General features: G+C 43.1%; 20 protein-coding genes. 11 read left to right on the top strand and 9 right to left on the bottom strand.

The window, feature by feature from the left end; genetic code table 11:
- Positions 1 to 7 precede the first annotated feature (7 nt).
- Positions 8 to 556, bottom strand: a complete 549-nt coding sequence (locus NSS78_RS01535) for a GNAT family N-acetyltransferase (protein ID WP_050943341.1) — start codon at positions 554 to 556, stop codon at positions 8 to 10.
- Positions 557 to 769: 213 nt separating this feature from the next.
- Between NSS78_RS01535 and NSS78_RS01530 the strand changes: the two genes are divergently transcribed.
- Positions 770 to 1,984 (top strand): multidrug effflux MFS transporter, encoded by a 1,215-nt coding sequence (locus NSS78_RS01530; RefSeq protein WP_268459757.1) that lies wholly within the window; start codon positions 770 to 772, stop codon positions 1,982 to 1,984.
- Positions 1,985 to 2,192: 208 nt separating this feature from the next.
- Here NSS78_RS01530 and NSS78_RS01525 read toward each other — a convergent pair whose 3' ends face one another.
- From NSS78_RS01525 to NSS78_RS01510, 4 genes are all read right to left on the bottom strand, one after another.
- The gene (locus NSS78_RS01525; RefSeq protein ID WP_170966021.1) at positions 2,193 to 2,363 is read right to left on the bottom strand and encodes a hypothetical protein; all 171 of its coding nucleotides are present in this window, start codon (positions 2,361 to 2,363) and stop codon (positions 2,193 to 2,195) included.
- Positions 2,360 to 2,947 (bottom strand): DUF1700 domain-containing protein, encoded by a 588-nt coding sequence (locus NSS78_RS01520; RefSeq protein ID WP_050943346.1) that lies wholly within the window; start codon positions 2,945 to 2,947, stop codon positions 2,360 to 2,362. Before NSS78_RS01520 ends, NSS78_RS01525 begins: the two co-directional genes overlap by 4 nt.
- Positions 2,940 to 3,257 (bottom strand): PadR family transcriptional regulator, encoded by a 318-nt coding sequence (locus NSS78_RS01515; protein ID WP_012008800.1) that lies wholly within the window; start codon positions 3,255 to 3,257, stop codon positions 2,940 to 2,942. The genes NSS78_RS01520 and NSS78_RS01515 overlap by 8 nt, the downstream gene beginning before the upstream one ends.
- A gap of 97 nt (positions 3,258 to 3,354) precedes the next feature.
- Positions 3,355 to 4,185, bottom strand: a complete 831-nt coding sequence (locus NSS78_RS01510; RefSeq protein WP_034320763.1) for a YitT family protein — start codon at positions 4,183 to 4,185, stop codon at positions 3,355 to 3,357.
- Positions 4,186 to 4,517: 332 nt separating this feature from the next.
- Here NSS78_RS01510 and mmuM point away from each other — a divergent pair, with 332 nt between their 5' ends.
- The 3 genes from mmuM to NSS78_RS01495 all read left to right on the top strand — a co-directional run bounded on the left by mmuM (position 4,518) and on the right by NSS78_RS01495 (position 7,650).
- Positions 4,518 to 5,456, top strand: coding sequence for a homocysteine S-methyltransferase (mmuM, locus tag NSS78_RS01505; protein ID WP_309216188.1), 939 nt, complete (start codon positions 4,518 to 4,520; stop codon positions 5,454 to 5,456).
- A gap of 46 nt (positions 5,457 to 5,502) precedes the next feature.
- Complete coding sequence (gene mmuP / locus NSS78_RS01500) at positions 5,503 to 6,906, top strand: S-methylmethionine permease (protein WP_050943350.1); 1,404 nt, start codon at positions 5,503 to 5,505, stop codon at positions 6,904 to 6,906.
- Between the two features lie 123 nt (positions 6,907 to 7,029).
- Complete coding sequence (locus tag NSS78_RS01495; protein ID WP_003216967.1) at positions 7,030 to 7,650, top strand: hypothetical protein; 621 nt, start codon at positions 7,030 to 7,032, stop codon at positions 7,648 to 7,650.
- Positions 7,651 to 7,995: 345 nt separating this feature from the next.
- On the opposite strand, the gene NSS78_RS01490 is transcribed toward NSS78_RS01495, so the two are convergent.
- The gene (locus NSS78_RS01490) at positions 7,996 to 8,478 is read right to left on the bottom strand and encodes a hypothetical protein (RefSeq protein ID WP_003217020.1); all 483 of its coding nucleotides are present in this window, start codon (positions 8,476 to 8,478) and stop codon (positions 7,996 to 7,998) included.
- 106 nt (positions 8,479 to 8,584) lie between these two features.
- A complete protein-coding gene (locus NSS78_RS01485) occupies positions 8,585 to 11,254 on the bottom strand; it encodes a S8 family serine peptidase (protein WP_309216189.1) in 2,670 nt (889 codons plus the stop codon).
- 179 nt (positions 11,255 to 11,433) lie between these two features.
- On the opposite strand from NSS78_RS01485, the gene NSS78_RS01480 reads away from it, so the two are divergent.
- From NSS78_RS01480 to NSS78_RS01455, 6 genes are read left to right on the top strand one after another with little or no spacing between them, the layout of a single operon-like run.
- Positions 11,434 to 11,955 carry a PTS sugar transporter subunit IIA gene (locus tag NSS78_RS01480; RefSeq protein ID WP_223251400.1) on the top strand — a complete coding sequence of 174 codons (522 nt, stop codon included), beginning with the start codon at positions 11,434 to 11,436 and terminating at the stop codon, positions 11,953 to 11,955.
- Positions 11,952 to 12,281, top strand: coding sequence for a fructose PTS transporter subunit IIB (locus NSS78_RS01475; protein ID WP_034620720.1), 330 nt, complete (start codon positions 11,952 to 11,954; stop codon positions 12,279 to 12,281). The genes NSS78_RS01480 and NSS78_RS01475 overlap by 4 nt, the downstream gene beginning before the upstream one ends.
- A 36-nt stretch (positions 12,282 to 12,317) precedes the next feature.
- Complete coding sequence (locus NSS78_RS01470) at positions 12,318 to 13,436, top strand: PTS fructose transporter subunit IIC (protein ID WP_003217114.1); 1,119 nt, start codon at positions 12,318 to 12,320, stop codon at positions 13,434 to 13,436.
- 28 nt (positions 13,437 to 13,464) lie between these two features.
- Positions 13,465 to 16,128 carry a mannosylglycerate hydrolase gene (mngB, locus tag NSS78_RS01465; RefSeq protein WP_212046255.1) on the top strand — a complete coding sequence of 888 codons (2,664 nt, stop codon included), beginning with the start codon at positions 13,465 to 13,467 and terminating at the stop codon, positions 16,126 to 16,128.
- A 57-nt stretch (positions 16,129 to 16,185) separates the two neighbouring features.
- Complete coding sequence (locus NSS78_RS01460; protein WP_212046256.1) at positions 16,186 to 17,070, top strand: ROK family protein; 885 nt, start codon at positions 16,186 to 16,188, stop codon at positions 17,068 to 17,070.
- Positions 17,067 to 18,986, top strand: coding sequence for a BglG family transcription antiterminator (locus tag NSS78_RS01455; RefSeq protein ID WP_327840344.1), 1,920 nt, complete (start codon positions 17,067 to 17,069; stop codon positions 18,984 to 18,986). The genes NSS78_RS01460 and NSS78_RS01455 overlap by 4 nt, the downstream gene beginning before the upstream one ends.
- A gap of 58 nt (positions 18,987 to 19,044) precedes the next feature.
- Here NSS78_RS01455 and arr read toward each other — a convergent pair whose 3' ends face one another.
- The gene (gene arr / locus NSS78_RS01450; RefSeq protein ID WP_212046258.1) at positions 19,045 to 19,461 is read right to left on the bottom strand and encodes an NAD(+)--rifampin ADP-ribosyltransferase; all 417 of its coding nucleotides are present in this window, start codon (positions 19,459 to 19,461) and stop codon (positions 19,045 to 19,047) included.
- Positions 19,462 to 19,893: 432 nt separating this feature from the next.
- Between arr and NSS78_RS01445 the strand changes: the two genes are divergently transcribed.
- Complete coding sequence (locus NSS78_RS01445; protein ID WP_223251399.1) at positions 19,894 to 20,214, top strand: hypothetical protein; 321 nt, start codon at positions 19,894 to 19,896, stop codon at positions 20,212 to 20,214.
- A 7-nt stretch (positions 20,215 to 20,221) separates the two neighbouring features.
- Here the strand turns inward: NSS78_RS01445 and NSS78_RS01440 are convergent, their stop codons facing one another.
- Positions 20,222 to 20,959 carry a hypothetical protein gene (locus NSS78_RS01440; protein ID WP_212046259.1) on the bottom strand — a complete coding sequence of 246 codons (738 nt, stop codon included), beginning with the start codon at positions 20,957 to 20,959 and terminating at the stop codon, positions 20,222 to 20,224.
- Positions 20,960 to 21,327 lie beyond the last annotated feature (368 nt).

The following is a 21,327-nucleotide window of genomic DNA, read 5'->3' as shown; positions in this document are numbered from 1 at the left end:
CCTTTTATTATGCGTGATGTGATGAACCAGCTGGTTGTTCTTTCTGGATGACATATTGATAGCTTTTAACATGCGTCCCATTTTGATTCACAAATTCTTTATCTAGTGCACGCTCAAAGCCCATTCTTTCATAAAGACGAATGGCAGCCTGCATTTTATCAGAGGTATGAAGGTACAGAACATTTTCGCCCCATGATTGCGTGAGCTCAATACTTTTACGTAACAATGACTCTGCAATTCCTTTTCCTCTGACATCGGGATCTACTCCTAAAAACCGGACGATGGCTGATGTAATGCCCATTTCGGGTTTGTCATACGCTTGCTCTGATGATCGGAACATTTGAAGCGTCCCTACGACCTGACCTTCAAGCTCCGCCACAAGCATCAGCTCCATGTTTGGATTATCTACAGCTGCTGCAAGCGCAGCAGAATAATTTTGCCAGCCTTCCTCTGTAAATTGAGGCTCATACTGTGAATAGGATTTGATTAGTACGTGTCTAATGGCCTCATGATCTTCTTTGACTGCTTGACGAATGATCAGCTCTTGCTGCTCCATGTCAGCACCTCCTGTTGTTTAATTGCCAGATATACGTATCATGCAAATACTGCATGTCGATGACCTTGTTCTTTTCTCTACTCATTCAATGTAAAGAGTCTCCTTCGAAAGATCAATTATTTTGCACGGAATCCTCTTTGAAAATTTCCATTGAAAAGGGACGCTCGATTCATTATGCTGTTTTGAGGAAGTATACGAGGAGTGTAATGTCATATGAGTTCTTTATCTTATCCCCAAGAATCGAAAAAAAACCGATTTCTCCTTGCTGCATTGCTTGGTTCTTTAACCGCCCTTGCACCGCTTGCAATGGATATGTATTTACCTGCATTGCCTCATATTGCACGAGATTTTGAAGCAAGCACTGCTTTGTCCCAATTAAGTCTGATGGCTTGTCTGATTGGACTCGCGCTTGGACAACTGATTGCAGGTCCTATTAGTGATACGATCGGCAGAAGAAAACCGCTGATGATCGGCTTAATCATTTTTATCGCCGCCTCTCTTTTATGTACGGTGGTCTCGTCGATTTGGATGTTCATTCTCTTAAGATTGATTCAAGGACTCGCTGGTTCAGCAGGCATTGTCATTGCACGAGCCATTGTGCGAGATCATTATGAAGGATCAGAAATGACGAAATTCTTTGCACTGCTCATGTTGGTCAACGGGGTTGCTCCGGCAGCGGCACCTATTGTGGGCGGACAGATGTTACGCTTTACCACATGGCAGGGTGTATTTGTTCTATTAGGCATTCTCGGGACCTTGATGCTGCTGAGATCTATTTTTTCACTTCAAGAAAGTTTACCTGCGGAGCGCAGACAGACAGGAGGCTTTCAACAGATTGTAAGTGCCATGAAAATTTTAGCGAGTGATCGTCTCTTTGTTGGGTATGCCCTCTCGCAAGGTCTTGTATTCGCAGCGATGTTTGCTTATATTTCTGGCTCACCGTTTGTGCTTCAGGAGCTTTTTCACCTTTCTCCACAAGGATTCAGTGCTGCCTTTGCAGTGAATAGTCTTGGGATCATCACAGCTGGACAAGTATTTGCCCGCGTCGCTGCTAAAATCGGCGAAGAGAAGGTTCTTCGCATTGGGTTGCTGACAGCTGCCTTAGGCGGCATCACCTTATTTTTGATGATCTCCATTGATGCTGGATTATATGGCATTCTCATTCCGCTCTTTTTTGTGGTCTCAAGCGTTGGAATTGTCGGCACCTCTGCCCCGTCTCTTGCGATGCAGCATCACGGCGCACATGCAGGAAGTGCAGCTGCCCTGATCGGTGTGGCACAAATGCTGCTAGGCGCCTGCATGACACCTCTTGTCGGACTAGCCGGAAGCCAAACAGCCTTTCCAATGGGCCTGATCATTATGCTTTGTGAACTAGGTGCACTTTGCTGTTATTTCTTCTTTGTAGCCAGAGCAAAAAAACCCGCATAAGCGGGTTTTTCAGATTGTCGACAAAGGGCTAAAATGATCTTTATTTTAGCCCTTTGTCTTCTTTTCAGCGTGATAGAAAACCTTTGAAGTCTAGGAAGGACGAGTACTGGCGCGGAGCGAATTTGACATTCGTGAGCACCAGCACGCAGGACTGACACCGAATGCGAGGGTTTGTCTACACGCTGAACCCGCATAAGCGGTTTTTCATTTATGGCTTGCTCCAATTGATAGTGCGGAACACATTGTTCTGGTCATTGTTGTGATATGCATCTAGGTCAAAGCCCGATAGTCCAAAACCAATTGCCATGATCATTCCTCCGGCAACGGTGAAGATGATCCCCCATTTGATGCATTGCTTTTTTAAATCATTCACATTCATATTCTCACGACCTTCTTTTTAAACATTCCCATGAATGCCTTAGTGGTTTGAACAGTCATTTGAACAAATAGCTTTGTCAAATACACCGTGGCCATGCCGCATAATAATCCGACACCTAATAGAAGAATACCAACGCCAATTTGCGTCACCACCACATGCAAACCGTCCTGAAAGATAAATGGAGAACCAATGATGCTCCAAAAACCTCCGAGCAGACCAACTAGCGTCACTGTACCTGTCACGAGCGGAATGCACCAAATCACCATATACACAGAAAGAATTAGTAGGAAGACTGTTGCTAGAATACTGCCCCATAATGGAAAGCCTAAAATGAGGATGGAGAGCCTTGTGGCTTTTTCTCCAAACGTCGGCACCTGAACGGTTTTAATTCCTTGTTCCTTCAAAATCCCTTCAGCGATGATGGCAGGCTGCCCGACTTGATCGACCGCTTCCTGTTCACTGTATCCATCTTCTTGATAATCCTCGATCATTTCATCGTAATACTCGATGAACCGGTCACTTTCTTTTTCGCCTAGACGATGCAGGTGCTTCTCTAAGCTGGCTAAAAATTCTTTTTTATTCATTGCCCTGTCCTCCAGAAATAAAGTCGTAAATCGCCATCACTTGATCCCATTCCGCTAAAAACTGCGCCATATGCTCACGGCCGCTTTGTGTCATCCGGTAGTATTTTCTTAATCGACTATTATGTTCCTGGGAATAGGTCTCCACATAATTGTTTTGCTCTAATCGCTTTAATATCGGATATAATGTCGATTCTGAAATCTCAATACAATGGGACATATCTTTAATCATTTGATAACCATAGGAATCGCCTTTCTTTAATACCGCCAGTACACAGAATTCCAGTAAACCTTTTTTTAATTGTGCATTCATGATTACAACTCCTAACCATTTATACTATACATTACATAGTATCATGTGACAAGAGGTATAAATATAAAAAAAAGACCCTTTTGGGGTCCTTTCGTTTTTATATATTCACAAATCCTTCTCCGAACACATCACGCACGTCATGGACAACAACGAATGCGTCTCGATCAATTTTCTTAATGATTTTCTTTAGACGCATAAGCTCTTGTTTTTGAATGACTGCATAGAGAATTTCCTTCGATTCCTTTGAATAATGACCGCGTCCGTTTAAAATCGTCACGCCTCGATCCAAGGTGTGATTGATTTCTTCGGCAATATCATCTTTGCATGAAGAAATGATCGTCACTGCCTTTTTCGTGTTAAGCCCTTCTATCACGAAGTCCATCACCTTTGTCGCCACGTACAGCATCACAATCGTGAACATTAATTTTTCCGCACCAATAATAAAGTAGGAAGCAAATACGACGATCAGATCAAAGAACAAGATGGCGTAGCTCACGTTCCAGTCTAAATACTTGTTGGCAATTCTTCCGAGTATGGCAGAACCCGCCGTTGTACCGCCTGCTCTTAGCACAAGACCAATCCCAATTCCGATAATGATTCCTGCGAAAATGGCCCCAATGATCAATTCGTGAACATTCACGACCCATGTTGTGGTCAGGTGTAAAAATAGGGAGTTACTTGCGACGGCAACCACAGTATAAATCGTCGTCTTCTTGTCCAAATATTTATACCCCACAAGTAGCAGAATGGCATTAAACACTAGGTTCGTCAGCCATGGTGCAATTTCAAACAAATAATAGAAAATGATGGACAGCCCCGTTACACCGCCTTCACCAAATTCAAGCGGAATGACAAACATGTTCACTGCGGCGGCAAATAAAAAAGAACCAATTAGAATCATTGCGATATCTTTTACACATTTTTTCAATTTCTTCTTTCCTCCTTTTTTAAGCATATAAAAAACCCTCTTTCTGCACGAAAGAAGACAGTCGTTGAACAAAAAAAATCAAAAGACAGGGCCTTTTGACGAAGCTTTCTGAAATGAACCTTTCCATAATATATATCTCTTTTTAGAGGCTGTCAATGACTTGGTTTTCTATTATTTTGACTGCATGTTTATGCATGGAAACCCGCATGTTTTCAGGGTTTTTCCGCGGTCACATGCTTTTTCCTCTCCTTGACAAAAACACTTTAGTCATTTAAACTACTGCCTCATATCATATCCATCATTTCCGACTAAAAAGGAGGGTGTTCCATTCGATGAATCCTATTCAAAGCCGTTTACAGGCTCACGCACCTTTAATTTTAGACGGTGCACTTGCAACAGAGCTTGAACGAAAGGGCTGCAATTTAAACGACAGTTTATGGTCAGCCAAAATACTGATTGAACAGCCAGAATTGATTCAGCAAGTACACTTGGATTACTTCCAAGCCGGAGCTGACTGTGCCACAACAGCGAGCTACCAAACAACGATTGATGGCTTCGCTGAAAAAGGCTATTCAAAAGAAGAAGCCATTGAACTAATGAAACGATCTGTCACTTTAGCAAAAGAGGCACGCGATCTTTTTTGGCAGGATGAAGCGCGTCGTAAAGGGCGGACAAAACCATTTGTCGCAGGATCTGTGGGGCCATTCGGCGCTTATTTATCTGATGGTTCAGAATATAAAGGAAATTACGGACTCACAGAGCAGGCACTCATTGATTTTCATAGACCAAGGATTCAGGCATTAGTAGAAGCTGGTGCAGATATTCTTGCGTGTGAAACGATCCCTTGTCTCATTGAAGCAACGGCCATTGCTAAGCTGCTGCAAGATGAATTCAGTGGTGTATCTGCTTGGATTACATTCAGCGCGAAGGACGACCTTCATATTAGTGAAGGAGATTTGCTCAGAGAATGTGTACAAGCACTGGAACCTTATGAACAGATCGCTGCTGTGGGTGTAAACTGTACGCCGCCGCAATTTATCTCTTCTCTCATTCAAGAGATGAAAAAGGGGACGAGCAAACCGATTGTCGTGTATCCAAACTCAGGGGAATTATATGATCCTGAAGAAAAGGTATGGAGCGGAGATACGCTTCAGCATACATTTGGTGAATGTGCGCATCAATGGTATCAAGACGGCGCGCATATCATCGGCGGCTGCTGCAGGACAACCCCAGAAGATATCACGGACATCTTAAAACTTACCACAGCATAGCACCATGAATCATCACACATACTTCTAAGCAAAAGGGCGGGAAGACATGGAACAAGCAAAAGATCAGTCACAACAATATCAACGAAAAATGACGAGCCGCCACCTGTTCATGCTTTCTCTAGGCGGCGTCATTGGAACAGGGCTCTTTTTAAGCTCTGGGTATACCATCAATCAAGCAGGACCCGCGGGAACGATCCTTGCCTATCTTGTCGGGGCATTAATTGTGTACCTCGTGATGCTCTGTTTAGGTGAGCTGTCTGTGGCAATGCCGGTTACAGGGGCCTTTCATACGTATGCAACAAAGTATATTGGACCCGGCACAGGCTATACAGTCGCTTGGCTCTACTGGCTGACATGGACAGTCGCGCTCGGATCGGAATTTACAGCGGCAGGGCTTTTAATGCAGCGCTGGTTCCCGGACACATCGGTTTGGATGTGGAGCGGTGTCTTTGCTCTTCTTATCTTTTTACTCAATGCGTTTACAGTGAAATTTTTTGCAGAATCAGAGTTTTGGTTTTCCAGCATTAAAGTAATGGCTATTATTCTCTTTATTATTCTTGGCGGAGCTGCGATGTTTGGCTTGATTCCGTTAAAAGGCGGTGAGGCCGCTCCGTTCCTTTCTAACTTCACCGGGGAAGGCGGTCTTTTCCCAAACGGCTTTTTACCGATTTTAATGACGATGCTTGCCGTCAATTTCGCTTTTTCAGGTACGGAGTTAATTGGGATTGCTGCGGGTGAAAGCGTCAATCCTGATGAGACCATTCCAAGAGCGATTCGCACAACCGTACTGCGTCTTGTCTTGTTTTTCGTTGGAACGATCGTGGTCTTAGCCGGCTTGATCCCAGTGGAAGAAGCCGGGGTGATCAAAAGTCCATTTGTTGTGGTGTTTGATCGCATCGGGATTCCATATGCCGCAGATTTCATGAATTTTGTCATTTTGACAGCGATCTTATCTGCCGCAAACTCTGGACTATACGCGTCATCCCGTATGCTCTGGTCACTTTCTGAGGAACGGACACTGCCTAAGAAACTGGCGAAGCTGACATCTAAAGGAATTCCTTTGAACGCACTGATTTTAAGTATGATCGGTGGGATTCTTTCTTTGTTCTCAAGTGTCATCGCACCAGAAACGGTATACCTTGTCCTTGTTTCGATCTCTGGACTGGCCGTTGTGATCGTGTGGATGGGGATTGCTGCCTCACAATTTATGTTTCGGAAACGTTTTTTACAGGAAGGCGGACAGCTCCATGATCTTTCCTTTCGAACCCCGCTCTATCCAGTGGTTCCGATTGCTGCCTTCTTCCTGTGTCTTGCCTCTGTGATTGGCATTGCCTTTGATCCAAATCAGCGGATTGCCCTTATCTGCGGCATTCCTTTCATCGCGCTCTGCTATGCTGCCTATTATGTGACAGCTTGGATTCAGAAAAAACGTGAAGAACCTGGTGTATAACGCCAGGTTTTTTTCTATCGTAAACAATTTGACAAAAAAGGATATCGCTAGTAAAAGAAGCGCACTTTGGTATATGATAGGAATCTATGATTTTCAGGATGAATCAAGGGAGTTGTCACTAATATGGAAATGACCATTACAAGAGCATTAAGTGAACTGAAAATGTTAGATAAGAGAATCAACCGAACCGTTGATGAAGCCGTACTTGGTGGATTGATGATCGGGAAACATATACAGCACGGGTTTCAACATCAAGAAGACATCGAAAAGAAGGCGAAGGCTGATGACCAATCGATTCAAGCATTAATCAAGCGCCGGAATGCCATCAAATCAGCCATCGTTGTGTCGAATGCGACGACAACGATTGATGTTGCGGGTGTCAGCATGACGGTGGCAGAAGCGATTGAACGGAAGACGTCGATAGAATACGATATTCGTTATTTACGGAAATTGAAAAAGGTGTACACAGAGCTAGTAGACAAAGCAGAACAAACCAATGAAGATGTGAAGAAGAGGCTCGACCAGCATTTAGAAACCTTGTTTGGAAAAGACGGAAAAACACAAGCGGCTGCCAACCAAGAGATCGTCAAGTCGTTCCTCGCTGAAAATGAGGCGACGATCATCGATCCGCTTCGTCTTCGAGTGAAGATTGAAAAGCTTTCGACCGAGATTGAGGATTTTCAAATGGAAGTTGATTTTTCCTTGTCAGAAAGCAATACACTAACGAAAATACAGATCGATTAATCAATTTTGTTAGTGAGCCGAAAATCGATAGAACTAAACACCTCCGAGGGAAAGGTCATTCCCTCCTCATCTGATCATCTCTGGATGATCCTTGATAAAAGCTCAAAGCTGAACGTTCAAGGATCAACGTTCAAGTGTAAAAGTTCTTATCCATCAAAGCTCAGAATTAAAAGGTAAACGCTCGATCGAATCTGGGAGTCACGGCTCATGAGTGTTTGTTTATCGACTCTTTCGGTTGCCGCCCAGCAGGTTTGCTAACAAAAAGAAAAGGATGTCACATGAAGACATCCTTTTTTCTATGAAAAAAAACGACAAGGCTTTCGCCAAGTCGCTTCTTCCAGCAGATTAGTAACGGGATGTATATGCCAAATGGTACACACTTGTGACATTTGAAGATAGCTTGATGTCGTTTGAAGTGAACGTCACTGGAACGATATCGTAGTAATGTGTAGACCAGCCTGCATTATTGTATGTTTGGTAGCCTGCACCTGCAGGAACTTGAAACGTCAGTGAAAATTGTCCATTTACGTCTGTTGTGCCTGTCGCTGTTTGGGCATATGATTTAATTGCTGCTTCAAAATAAAGCTGAATCGGCTGATTAGGCATGAGATTTCCACTTGTATCTTTTAGTGTTCCTTTAAACGTAGCTGGATAATAAGAACCCACGCGATATTTACTGCCATAGCCGTAATTCACTAATCCACTATCGGCTGCGGTGACACTTGTTACTTGAACGGAAGCTGGTACTGCCCCTGTTTCCTCTGCATGTGCAAAGGTTGGGAATACGAGAAGCAATGATAGAAAGAAAGCAAACATGATTTTTTTCATCGATAAATCCTCCTTTTTTTCCTGCTATTTTACTATCGACATTAATTGGTATTTTTCCAGTAACAAGCAAAAAAACTTCCCTTTTTTAGAAAGGGAAGCTCTCCTCTTACTTTTTCACAACAACAACCTTCACCGCTTTGCTTTCTCTTTTTCTCACATCAGAAGCGGTCACATACAAGACTGTTTTGGCTTTTTGCGGTTTTATTTGGGCAGTAAATGCGCCCTTGTTATTTGTTTTTACCGTTTTGATGACTTTCTTTGATTTATTTTTCACTTTAATGGTCAATCCTGCACCCGCAGTCCCTTTGACCGTTTTACTTTTAACCGTTACTTTGCCCACTTTCGGCTTAGCTGGTGCTTTGCCTTTTTTGACGACTGTTTTGAGCGTTGTAGCGGCCTTTCCTTTTGAAATCTTAATGTGAAGGACTTTGTTTTTGTTCTGATGCTTGATCTTCACGCTAAAGGTTCCATTTTTGCCTGCTGTGCCTTTTCCAAGCAGTGTTTTGCCTCTATACACAGAAATAGCAGCGCCAGCCTTTGCTTTACCTGTCACCTTTTGATGCTGATCCTCCACTTTGCTCACAGATGCGTTCAGTTCGACAGCACTTAAAGCAGCAAATGCATTCAGTCTGCCATGTCCTGTCATCCAATCGATCCCTGGAATTTTCGGATCGACAATTGGCTCATCGTTTTCATCATAGAAAACGTCATCTGTTCCATCAACAGAAGTAAAGGAGATGTTATCGGCTGTGCTTTGCAAGATATTCCTTACTTGATTCGGCTTCAAGGTTGGATTTTTAGAAAGAAGTAATCCTGCTGCCGCGGCCACATATGGTGTCGCCATTGATGTCCCGCTCAGGTATGAGACATTCCCATCTGGCATTAAGCTTGGAATATCAGATCCTGGTGCAGACATGCTCAGTCCTTTACCAAAGCTTGAGAATTCAGCGGCAATATCCATACGGTTGCTTGCGCCAATGGCCATTGCGTATTTTGATGTCGCAGGATAGCCCATTTCTGGAACGCCATCATTTCCACTCGCCACAACCACTAGTACATTTCTTTGAGCCGCATAGTTCATTGCATATTCAATTACCCGGCTGTAGTAGCCACCAAGGCTCATGTTGATGATCTTTGCGCCTTTATCTACTGCATGCTTAATTCCAAGTGCAATATGCTCTGTATCTCCAAAGCCATAGGCATCCAGCACCTTCACAGGAATGATGCCCGTATGTTGGTTAAGACCTGCCATCGAGTAATGATTATCGGCTTTTGCGGCAATGATGCCCGCCACATGCGTACCGTGTCCATTGTCATCAATCGCATCTTTGTTTCTTCCAATGAGATTCGCACCTAAGTCCGTACGAACAGTCCCGCTTAAATCAGTCAAACGGCTGTCTACACCTGTATCCACAACTGCAATTAATGTTTGCTTCATTTTGCTTGTGCCAATCAGTGTATTCATTTGTTCAAATTTGACGTCAGCGCCTTTTTTCCCGCTGTTTTGTGCACTGTTTTTCAGCGGCCACTGATAACCATACTGCGCGTCATTGCTCAGTGCACGATACGTTTGAACAGGCTCCGCAAATTCAACATTCGGCATGCTGGACAGCTTTCTTGCAGTGCTTTTGATGACAGCTTTGCCTGCTTTTAAAGTCTTTCCAGCTGATTCTTGCCCTGCTGGCACATCATAGACATACATTCCTTTAAATAAAGGACTGACTGACTGTGATGTCACACGGTTTTCTTGGATGCCATAGCTTTTCATCTTCTTTTTCGCAGATTGAAGTGTTTGGCCATCCTTTAATTTAAAAATGATCTTATTCGTTTTAACCTTCTCTTCTTTTACAAGCTTTTGTTTCTCTAATACATAACCAACTGATTTTCCTTCAAGCTGATTGATGCCAATTTTTTGACTGACGGCTTCTAATTCCTTTTTTAAATAAGCCGGACTTGCTTCTTTGAGCATATCAAAAAGGGACCTGATCGCCTGTTGTTCTTTTTCTGTTACGATATGACCACTAAATGCACCATTTTTCTCTACGTCATTTAGCAGTGACTTTAATGTCAGCAGATGATTGTATACCTTTTGCTGCTCATTTTTTTGTTTGATGAGTTTCGATTTGAGAAATGGCTTTGTTTTTTGAAGCACACGGCTCAGCTTCTGACCATTTGGTGTTTCATTAAAACGTTTATCTTCGATTGTACGAATCGATTGGAGAATTTCTCGCCCGTACTTTTTCTCAATAATAATGATGACAGGCTCATCGTCTTCAGGGAAAACGGGTTCAGAAGGCGGAAGGTTAGCTCCTTTAAACCCGATTGTATAAGCCGCATCCTCTTCCTCATCACGGCTGTCTTCCTCCGACCCTAAATAGAGCACTTTGACAAAGTAAGGACCTGCCCATGCATGCGGGAAGTCGATCTCTGTCTCTCCACTTGCAGTGTCCACACGATATCTCGAATAAGTGTCATCCTTCATCGCTCTGTCTTTACTTGGATAGACCGATACGGATAATACTTGTTTACTTTTCACAGAAATTTTCATATGTGTATGTTTTGCCACCTCTTGTGCTGATGGCGTGATTTGGTACCATGACTCTTCCATTTCATTCTGTAATGTCCCTGAGATGACTTCACCATTTTTTAACCCAATGGCTTCATTGACATTTGTTCCTTTACTGGCAGCTGCTGCCTCGTATCCAGGTAATGCCGCCATACAGAGAATGATGGCCATGAGTACGATCACACAGGATTTGACCTGCTTTTTGAACATGAAAAGACCCCCTTATCTTTTGTAATACCTTGGAAGAATATCACAGAAATGCATTTAGTAGAATCTGTTTTTTACATAATTAAACTCGTTTTAAGCTAGGATTTGAGATATACAGACAGCAAGACGAATAGCTTCATAAACTTTTTGCCATTTCAAACGGAAAATGATGCTATTTAACCATGTCGAAAAGTACATTACAATCAACTTGTAAGCGCTTAACAAACAAGAGAGAAGGGATCAGCTTGTTCCAAAAAGATCATGTTTTCACACAAGTAGACGGACGATCAAAGAATGAGATTTTACAATACATTGCCGAGAAAGCTGAAGACCTTCAGATTACAAACGATCAGGCGGGGTTATTATCAGATTTGTTGACTCGCGAAGACGAAGTCTCAACAGGACTTCAGCAAGGCTTCGCCATTCCTCATACAAAAAGCTCCGCTGTACAAACGGCTTCACTTCTTTTTTTAGAATTAGAACAACCGATTGAATGGGGCAGCTTTGACGATTTGCCCACAAGCTATTTATTTACACTGCTCGTTCCATTAGAAGAAGCAAACATCACACACCTGAAATTACTGTCAGGCATTGCGACAAGCCTCATGGAACCTGCTTTCATCGAAAAGATTCAACCAGGTCAAACCGCTGACTATTATTACGAAGTCATTGAACAACAATTGAAAGAGGGGATTACACAATGAAAATTGTCGGTGTCACTTCATGTCCAGCAGGGTTAGCTCATACACCAATGGCAGCAAAAGCGTTAGAAAATGCGGGTAAACAGCTCGGACACGAGATCAAAATCGAGCAACAAGGAATTATGGGACAGGTGAATGGCATTACACCAGAGGAAGCAAGACAGGCAGACCTTTGTATCATTGCCTCCAATCAGCATATCAACGATGCGGAACGTTTTTCAGGCATTCCCACAGTACGTGTCGAGATCGGACGCGCCTTAAAAAATGCCGAGCAAATCATCACAAAAGCTGTAGCACTTGTTGAAAAGAAAAAATCTGAATCTCAATAAACGTGAGCAATGCCATATAGAAAGGAGCAAAGCAAAATGAAAGCAAAATTAAAAGTCATTGAAGGCCATCTCATGACTGGTATTTCTTATATTCTTCCTGTAATCATTGGTGCCTCCCTTATCGTTGGTTTAGCAAAACTAGTCGGATTAGGGTTTGGTGTTTCAGATTTAAACGCCTATAAAGATGCTGGCGGCATACTGCACGGCGCCTATTTAATGGAGCAGGTTGGTTGGACAGGGATTGGCTTAATGAACGTCCTGCTCGCTGGATTTATCGCCTATTCGATTGCGGATAAATCAGGGCTTTCGGCCGGTTTCATCGGTGGTGCCCTTGCCAGCTCAACGAATGCTGGATTTATCGGTGCCGTTATTGCAGGCTTCTTCGCAGGATATGTCGCTCTTTTTGTGAAACGAAAAATTCAAATTAAAGGCTCCGCAGCCGGACTTGTTCCTCTGCTCATCTTACCGCTCATTACCGTTGGCTTAACTGGACTTCTCATGTCCGTTCTGCTGGGCGGGCCATTAGGTGCTTTGAACACAGCATTAATTGAATGGATCAAAGGCATGGTCGCTGACGGGACAAGCACACTCGCACTCGCTCTCATTCTAGGTGCGATGATTGGCTTTGACCTTGGCGGCCCAGTGAATAAATCTGCTTGGATGGCAGGTAACGCGCTCTTCCTATCAGGCGTCTACCTCCCTGCCATTCTCGTCAATATTGCGATTGTCATTCCGCCGCTTGGATACGGGCTTGCGACATTGATTCGAAAACGCAATTTCTCTCCAACCTTTAGAGAAGCAGGACGTGGCGGCCTTGTCATGGGCATTATCGGTATTACGGAAGGGGCGATTCCTTTTACCCTCGTCAATCCATTGAAATTGATTCCGCTCAATGTTGTCGCATGTGCTGCTGGTAGCGGGGTTGCTGCATTATTAGGTGTCCATGACATCATGCCGCCAATTGGCGGGCTATACGGCTTCTTCTCAGTCGGAAACTGGTGGGCTTATTTAATTGGAGCTCTCACTGGCGCACTCGTCATCGGTATTGGCGCCAACCTGCTTGTCAATTTCTCTGAGAAAAAAGAACCAAAAACGCCGGAACATGATCAGAAGCAGAAAGAAGAAGACGATTTTGACCTTGTACTAGAAGGATAATTTGAACAAAGAAAGGTGTCGTTACTCAATGACTGTTAATGTACATGTGATTCCACATACTCACTGGGACCGGGAATGGTATTTCACCACCTCCCGCTCCCGTATCTACTTAATGAAAAGCGTAATGGACATTTTAGACACTCTTGAAACAGATGAAAGGTTCCATTACTTCATGCTCGATGCCCAGGCCTCCTTACTGGATGATTACCTCAAATGGCGTCCAGAGGATGAGAATCGAATCAAAAAGCTCGTCACAGCCAAACGTCTCATCATCGGCCCGTGGTATACCCAAACCGACCAGCTCGTCATTTCAGGTGAATCCATTGTACGGAACCTGCAATATGGAATTGAACGCTGTCAGCAGTTTGGTCATGTGATGAAAGTCGGTTATGTCCCTGATTCCTTTGGTCAATCCGCACAAATGCCTCAAATTTACCGCGGCTTCGGCATTGTGGATACAGCTTTTTGGCGCGGCGTTTCAGACCATATGACGAATCACACTGAATTCAATTGGCAAGGGGCTGACGGCAGTGAAGTCTTTGCGGTGAACCTGCCATTTGGCTACTACTACGGTGGAAATATTCCCGAAAAAGATGAGGACTTACAAGTCTTTTTATCTGAAAAAATCGGTGCGCTGCAAGCAAAGGCAACCACAAAGAATGTCTATTTCCCAAATGGATTTGACCAGGCACCGATCCGCAAAAACCTGCCTGACTTATTAGAAAAAGCCAATGAACTGGACGAGCACCACTATCAAATCAGCAGTTTAGAAGATTACATTGCAGCAGTGAAAAAAGAGCGGACGTCTTTTGAAACTTTAAAAGGAGAGCTCATTCATGCGAAGCATATGCGGATTCACAAATCTATTTTTTCAACACGAGCTGATTTAAAAATCTTAAACAATCAAATTGAAAACTATCTCGTCAATGTGATGGAGCCTATCCTCACGATTAGCTATTCACTCGGACACGACTATCCGCATGATACGGTTCGTGATATTTGGTACCTCATGTTTGAAAATGCAGCACATGACAGCATTGGCGGCTGTAATAGTGATACGACGAATCAAGATGTCTTCTTCCGCTACAAGCAGGCAAAGGAAATTGCTGAGAACCTTGTGGACTTACACATGCGCCTCATCGCCATTCGACTGCAAACAGAGCAAGAAATCACGTTTACTTTATTTAATACACTGCCTTCAAAGCGTTCTGAAGTTATTGAAGTTGAAACCTTTATCACAGAACGTCCTTTTACACTAAAAGATGCCAATGGAAAAACGCTTCACTACACAGTAAAAAGCAAAACTGATGTCACAGATTATGTGCTGGCACAGCAAATTTCTCTTAACCCAAGTAAAGATGTGTACATGCCAAAACAAGTATGGAAAGCCGTTCTGCTGATTGAAGCCGCCGACTTACCGTCCGTTGGTTATACACAAGTCAGCATGGTTTTCGATGAATCAAGCGAATCTGTATGGGAACAAACAGAAGAACACGCGATTGAAAATACGTATTACCGCATTGCGGCAAATGACAATGGATCGCTGGAGATCACAGATAAACAAACTGGCCGGACATTCTCTGAGCAAATGATCTTTGAAGACAATGGAGACGATGGGGATTCTTACAACTATTCACCGCCGCGTGAGGATCTGTATGTGTCATCCAAGGACCTTTCTTCAGCAGACATCACAGTATCTAAAAGCGGCTTGCAAGAAGAGCTCACCGTCCAGCTTACTCTTACTGTCCCTTATGACTTAGAAGAGCGCTCTCAGCAATCAGTCACGACTTCACTCCCGATTACAGCGAAGGTAGCATTAAATAAAGATGAGCCTGTCATCCGTTTTCATGTCGATGTCGACAATCATGCGTTAGACCATCGTCTGCGTGTCCTCTTTGATACAGGCATCGCATCAAAGGTATCACTGAGCGATCAGCAGTTTGGAACCATCGAACGCCCAACAGAGCTCACGCAAGAGCTTGAATGGTGGAGCAATGAGCATTGGGAAGAAAAACCGATCACCATTGAACCGATGCAATCCTTTACTGCACTTCGTGATGAAGCATATGGTGTCGCTCTATTGACGGACTGCGTGAGAGAATATCAGATCACAGGAGAAGGCTACACAACAATTGCGTATACGCTTTTCCGCTGTTTCGGAAAAATGGGGAAAGAAAATCTTCTTTACCGTCCAGGACGCGCATCTGGTGAAAAAATTGTTGAGACACCTGACGCTCAGCTACAAGGTGCACTGTCGTTCTCATTTGGCATGCACTATAGCAAGGATGCTGTCAGCGAGGGGCACTTAGCGCAGCTTGCCAAGCGGTATACAACCCCAGTTCAATGCTACGAACGGGCAGACTTTTTAAACGGTCGTTTAATTTTCTCTTTCCGAGATGAAAAAGAAGACTTACAATCTACTTATAGCCTGCTTGACATTGAGACAGACGGAGCCATTCTAAGCGCTCTGAAAAAAGAAGAGCATGGAACAGGCATTGTCATCCGTCTCTTCAATCCATTTTTAACGCGTCAAACAGCCGCTTCAATCAATAGTTCATCTCTACAGCACGGAGAAACAGCGAATTTAGGCGAAACACCTGAAGGACATATACTCAAAGCACAACATGGATCATTACACATTGAACCGCTCACACCTTGTCAGGTACAAACCTACATTGTAAAGAAAAAATGAACATGTAGGGGCGGGGTCCATTTGGATTCCGCCCCTCTTTAATGGAGGGCATTGATCATGCGAATTGGAGGCATTGAAGCAGGCGGAACAAAATTTGTCTGCGGCTACGGAACAACAGATGGAACGATTGAACACACGACTTCCTTTGCAACAGGTAATCCAGATGAAACATGCCGGCAAGTAATCGATTACTTTACAAAGCATCCTGTCGATGCCATTGGCATTGGGGCATTCGGGCCTGTCGATGTAAAAGAACAAAGCCCAAGCTATGGGACGATTTTAGAGACACCCAAAACAGCCTGGCGCCAATTCCCTTTCCTTTCTACTTTAAAACAAGCCCTTGGACTCCCTATGAAGCTTGATACAGACGTGAACTGTGCAGCACTCGGGGAAGCCCGCTTTTCGGTTGAAGCAGAAAAGCCTGCTTCTTTGGTCTATATCACTGTTGGAACCGGAATAGGCGGCGGTGCCTATATTGAACACCGCCTCATTCACGGGTTGCTGCATCCAGAAATGGGTCATATCACAGTGCAGCGGCACCCTCATGATTCCTACGGTGGCTGCTGCCCTATACACCATGACTGTTTAGAGGGACTGGCATCAGGACCTGCCATAGAAGGGCGCTATCATACACTGGCACAAATACTGCCAGAGGATCATCCTGCCTGGTCACTTCATGCCTACTATCTCGGACAGATGACCGCCAATTTATTACTCACCCTTTCGCCAGAGCGCATCATTCTCGGTGGAGGTGTGATGAAACAGCCCGCTATGCTGCCGCTCATTCTTGATGAAACAGAAAAGCGGCTTCATGGGTATTTACAACTGCCAAAGCCTTTAAATAAAATTATCACCAAGCCATCCTTTGATGGATTATCAGGTTTAATGGGCGCCATCGCTCTTGGTACTGATGCCTTACAGGCGCAAGGAGCCGCGCAATGATGATGACGGCAGATCCTCGAACCTATCAGCTGATTCAGCAGCTATTTGAAACGAAGGGGTTCGTGAAGCTGGAGGAGCTCACTGCCTCTTTTCGCTTATCTGACCGCTCCATCCGTCATTTAATCAAAGAAGCAAATGAGCAATTAAAGGAAGCTGGAGCCAAGATTAAAACGATCCGCGGAAAGGGATACACCCTATTAACGAGTGACCAAGATGCCTTCCTGCTTTGGCTTCATCAACAAAAGCTTCCTGCCCGCTCTCTCGTCCCCGTCATGCCAGAAGAGCGTGTACGATTTATCATGAGGAAGCTATTGCTTCAACAGGATTACTTAAAAATTGACCAGCTGGCTGAAGAACTGTTCATCAGCCGCATGACGGTCAGCAGTGATTTGAAAAAAGGACGAGAGCTGTTAGCCCGTTACGGTATGACCCTTGTGTCAAAGCCTGGATTTGGCTTAAAAATTGAGGGAGACGAATTGCAAAAAAGAACATGCTATGCAGACTTACTCCTTGAAGAAGAGCCTGCACTTTCTCATATCACCGAGCGGGAGCAGCACCATTTTCCCGATATTTCTCTTGAAACCATTCGATCGATTGTCCTGACGAACCTGCATCAAGAGTCATTGCTCATTAAAGACATTGCCTTAAAAAACTTAGTCATTCACTTAGCAATTGCGATTCAGCAAACACGAAAAAACCAGCGGATACCCGCCAGTACCACTCGTACACAACGATCACCCGTCTTGATGAGAATTGCCCAAAAGATCATACAGCAGGTGAGTGACACCTTTCATGTCACCTTATCAGAGGATGAAACAGATTACTTAGTCATGCATCTATTGGCAAATCAAACGTGGAAAGAAGCCGCCCAGCATCAGACGACAGTGGAAGTTCAGCAGGCGGTTGCGGTCTTTCTACAGCACATTGAGAAAATGAGCGGACACCACTTTGCAGATGACAACATCCTGCAGCAAGACTTGATGCTTCATATGAAGCCATTATTAAATCGAATCCAATATGGCGTATCCTTACAAAATCCGCTGTTGCATGAAATCAAAACGTCCTATCCATACCCGTTTGATTTGGCTGTCAGCGGACTGAATGCCTTACAGCTGGTGCGGACGCCAAATGAAGATGAGGCGGCATATGTTGCCCTGCATATCGCTGCTTCTTTTGAAAGAAGTCAGCTCGATACCTCGCAAAAAAAGAAAGCCATTATCGTGTGCGGGTCTGGACTAGGGACGGCAAGACTGCTTGAAATTAAATTGAAGGCAGCCTTTCAGCACGAACTGGACATCGTCGAGCTTTATTCCTATCAGGATTATCTCATGAGCACCACCCTTCCCTGTGACGTCATCATTACAACCGTACCGATCGCATCAAAGGGAAAACCAGTGATACAGGTTAGCGCCTTTTTTGAACAACATGATGTACAGCGGGTGAATGAGGTCATTCATTTATTAAATGGACACGGGACTCCCTCGCAAGAACTGATGGCGTTTTTTCAAGAACGATTAACCTTATTGAACGCTGACCTATCCAGTAAGGACGAGGTATTAGACACACTATGCAGCCATTTAGAAACGTATCAGCTAGTATCGTCATCTTTTCGGTCCTCGGTGCTTGAGCGGGAGCAAATGTCGTCTACCTACCTTGGAAAAGGGATTGCCATGCCGCACCCGCTCATCACAAATGAAGGCACATCCTGCGTAGCCATCGCACACTTAAAACAGCCGATTGACTGGCAGGGAAACCAAGTATCACTTGTCTTTTTATTAGCCATTCATAAAGATGACGCAGCCTGCATGAATCAATTCTTTGAACAAGCCGTTGATTTACTGGATAATCCAAACCGCATTCACTCTCTGAATCAATCAAAAACATTCGATGAGCTGATGAATGCGTTGTTTCAATAAGATCAAACAAAAGGCCGCCCAGCTGTTGATGAGGCGGCCTTCGTGTGATTGAGAATCATCAATCGTATATGACATTTTTCCCTTCTTCACTTAATTTCTTTAAAGAGCTCAGCATATGATCGATTTCTTCATCGGAATGTCTTTCCCATGAACCTAATTCTGCGACGATTTTCAAAGGGGATTTCGACCGATAAGAACGTGTTGGGTTACCCGGAAATTTTTTGTCAGTCAAATTCGGATCATTTTCAAACTCGCCTAACGGTTCTACAACATAAATTCTCTCTTTCGCATCAGATCTTGCTAACTCAGCACCCCATTTGGCTGCGTTTAATGTTCCGGTGAAATAGATATGATTTGATTTTTGATCCTGATAATTCGATAAGTACTGCGGTTCAAGCAGATCTCCAATCTTCAATTCTGCTTTCGTCCCATGAAAAAATGGACCAGGGTCTAAAACTTGTTGCTTCTCGTTCATACAGCCACACCCCTTATCGTTTTTGACTTGCGTATAACAGTATACGGCCTGATCTGGGTAGAAAACAGTCTATAAATGAGATAACATTCGGGGTATAATGATAGTAGAGAGTAAGATGGGATTTGTAACCTCCAGAAAGTTAAAAAACAGCAAGAATACATACAAAGCAGTCTTATTAAAAGAGATAAAAAGCTATTAGAAGCCATAAGAGAAACAAGAAACTAAAAAATTAATTGCGACAACGGAGCAGAAGGAAAAAAGGGCAAAAAAATGTTGGTGACAGTTTTGGAAATAGCGTATTGATGCCTAGGAAGAATCTCTGAGCAGGATTGAAGAAGATGAGGATAAAGTAGCCAATGAGACGTTTGATGTTATAGCTGGTTGGCGTGTTGGCACATAATCAATTAAATTTTTCAGGAAGGGTGTAATGAGATGATGAAAGATAGAGATAAGATTTGTCATATATATGCTCAAAAAAGTTGGCATATGGATTCTTATATTATTGGTAATCGTGAGGGTTTAATAGAATTAAAGAGTGCTATTGACCAAGCATTGAAAAGTAATGTTGGTCAAGCTGAATTGTTTCCATCAGATTTAGAGGATTATACAACTTACGTTGCTTTAGTTGATGATAAAGAAGAGTTGGATTCACTTATTATGCCTTACATTGATGAGGATAATGATGATGAAAACTTGATACATCCAGTTGATATAGTTACAAGTCTTGAAGAGAAAAAAACCCCTGAAAATTAGGGGTTTTTTAGTGTAATATTGTTTCTCCTGGACTTGCTTTGTATTTCTTTGGTACTGATGCTCTGAGAGCATGGTGTATTTTATCTTTTGGAGCTACATGGAAATGCCAATACCAAGTTGAGGTTTTTGGTATTAAAGGGATTTTTCCATTGTCTACAGCAAATACTCTTGTTGTTTTTTTCTTTCCTTTGTGTAGGACGACAACTAAACTTCTAAGTTGTCCTTTATCATTTCTTACATCCCATTTAATTTTGTAATTTTTACCGAATCCTTTTATTCGATTTTTTAGATATTTAAGTGCAGTTCTTGCGCCTTTTGATCTGATAGCCATTAAAGCAACTCTTCCTACGGTCATTGCGATAGGTATGAAGAATACTGGTAGTGCTTGTGTTGTGATTTCACTCTGATTACTTTTGGAGTCAAGTTGTTTCATTCGGTTTTCTATAGCTAAAAATTCTTCATTGTTGAAATATTGATCGATCACTTTATTTTGTTCTGTCTCTGACATGTTTTCGAATTCTTTTTCTGTAAATGGAAGGTTTTCTATGTATTCCCCCATTTTCATTTCAAGTTCGTCTAATTCTTTGTTAGCTTGTTCATTTTGTAGAACTGTTGGTGTTACTAACGCTTCTAATTCTTGTGAATTGATAGAGTGTGTTTTTGCTGATGCTTCTGATGAAAATGGAGTCCATATCGATATGACAAGAGCTAGGGTAATTAGGGTTAAAAGTGTTTTTTTGAACATTTTGTTTATATTCCTCCTTTTGTATTAAATTCCAAAATCAAGGTTATCAAATCAAAATGAGTGTATCAATGGATTTAAGTTAGATTTAAGAGAATTACTTTTTGGTTGCGGTGTCCGCAATCATTTTTTTATTTTTTAAGACTTCGTTTTGATGAAAATTTCTGTAGTAGAATTCGTTCACTGTGGAGGTGAACATGATGACCATTGAAATTCATGTGATGGATGGACAAATGACACAAGCCGAAATGGATATGTTCCTAAACAATGGTGCACGATATTCCCACCACAATCTAAAGAAGCCCAAACTAAAAATATCGTCACTACAATAGCAAAAAAACTTGCTGTTCAGGCTCTTCACAAGTCAGGCA

Source organism: Bacillus sp. FSL W8-0920, from assembly GCF_038593215.1.
Taxonomy (GTDB): domain Bacteria; phylum Bacillota; class Bacilli; order Bacillales; family Bacillaceae; genus Bacillus; species Bacillus pumilus.
This window is presented reverse-complemented; position numbering and strand designations above follow the sequence as displayed.

Coding starts and splice junctions, on each gene's coding strand:
- NSS78_RS01535 (WP_050943341.1), bottom strand. CDS start 556: ATGGAGCAGCAAGAGCTGATCATTCGTCAAGCAGTCAAAGAAGATCAT.
- NSS78_RS01530 (WP_268459757.1), top strand. CDS start 770: ATGAGTTCTTTATCTTATCCCCAAGAATCGAAAAAAAACCGATTTCTC.
- NSS78_RS01525 (WP_170966021.1), bottom strand. CDS start 2,363: ATGAATGTGAATGATTTAAAAAAGCAATGCATCAAATGGGGGATCATC.
- NSS78_RS01520 (WP_050943346.1), bottom strand. CDS start 2,947: ATGAATAAAAAAGAATTTTTAGCCAGCTTAGAGAAGCACCTGCATCGT.
- NSS78_RS01515 (WP_012008800.1), bottom strand. CDS start 3,257: ATGAATGCACAATTAAAAAAAGGTTTACTGGAATTCTGTGTACTGGCG.
- mmuM (WP_309216188.1), top strand. CDS start 4,518: ATGAATCCTATTCAAAGCCGTTTACAGGCTCACGCACCTTTAATTTTA.
- mmuP (WP_050943350.1), top strand. CDS start 5,503: ATGGAACAAGCAAAAGATCAGTCACAACAATATCAACGAAAAATGACG.
- NSS78_RS01495 (WP_003216967.1), top strand. CDS start 7,030: ATGGAAATGACCATTACAAGAGCATTAAGTGAACTGAAAATGTTAGAT.
- NSS78_RS01490 (WP_003217020.1), bottom strand. CDS start 8,478: ATGAAAAAAATCATGTTTGCTTTCTTTCTATCATTGCTTCTCGTATTC.
- NSS78_RS01485 (WP_309216189.1), bottom strand. CDS start 11,254: ATGTTCAAAAAGCAGGTCAAATCCTGTGTGATCGTACTCATGGCCATC.
- NSS78_RS01480 (WP_223251400.1), top strand. CDS start 11,434: ATGTCGAAAAGTACATTACAATCAACTTGTAAGCGCTTAACAAACAAG.
- NSS78_RS01475 (WP_034620720.1), top strand. CDS start 11,952: ATGAAAATTGTCGGTGTCACTTCATGTCCAGCAGGGTTAGCTCATACA.
- NSS78_RS01470 (WP_003217114.1), top strand. CDS start 12,318: ATGAAAGCAAAATTAAAAGTCATTGAAGGCCATCTCATGACTGGTATT.
- mngB (WP_212046255.1), top strand. CDS start 13,465: ATGACTGTTAATGTACATGTGATTCCACATACTCACTGGGACCGGGAA.
- NSS78_RS01460 (WP_212046256.1), top strand. CDS start 16,186: ATGCGAATTGGAGGCATTGAAGCAGGCGGAACAAAATTTGTCTGCGGC.
- NSS78_RS01455 (WP_327840344.1), top strand. CDS start 17,067: ATGATGATGACGGCAGATCCTCGAACCTATCAGCTGATTCAGCAGCTA.
- arr (WP_212046258.1), bottom strand. CDS start 19,461: ATGAACGAGAAGCAACAAGTTTTAGACCCTGGTCCATTTTTTCATGGG.
- NSS78_RS01445 (WP_223251399.1), top strand. CDS start 19,894: ATGATGAAAGATAGAGATAAGATTTGTCATATATATGCTCAAAAAAGT.
- NSS78_RS01440 (WP_212046259.1), bottom strand. CDS start 20,959: ATGTTCAAAAAAACACTTTTAACCCTAATTACCCTAGCTCTTGTCATA.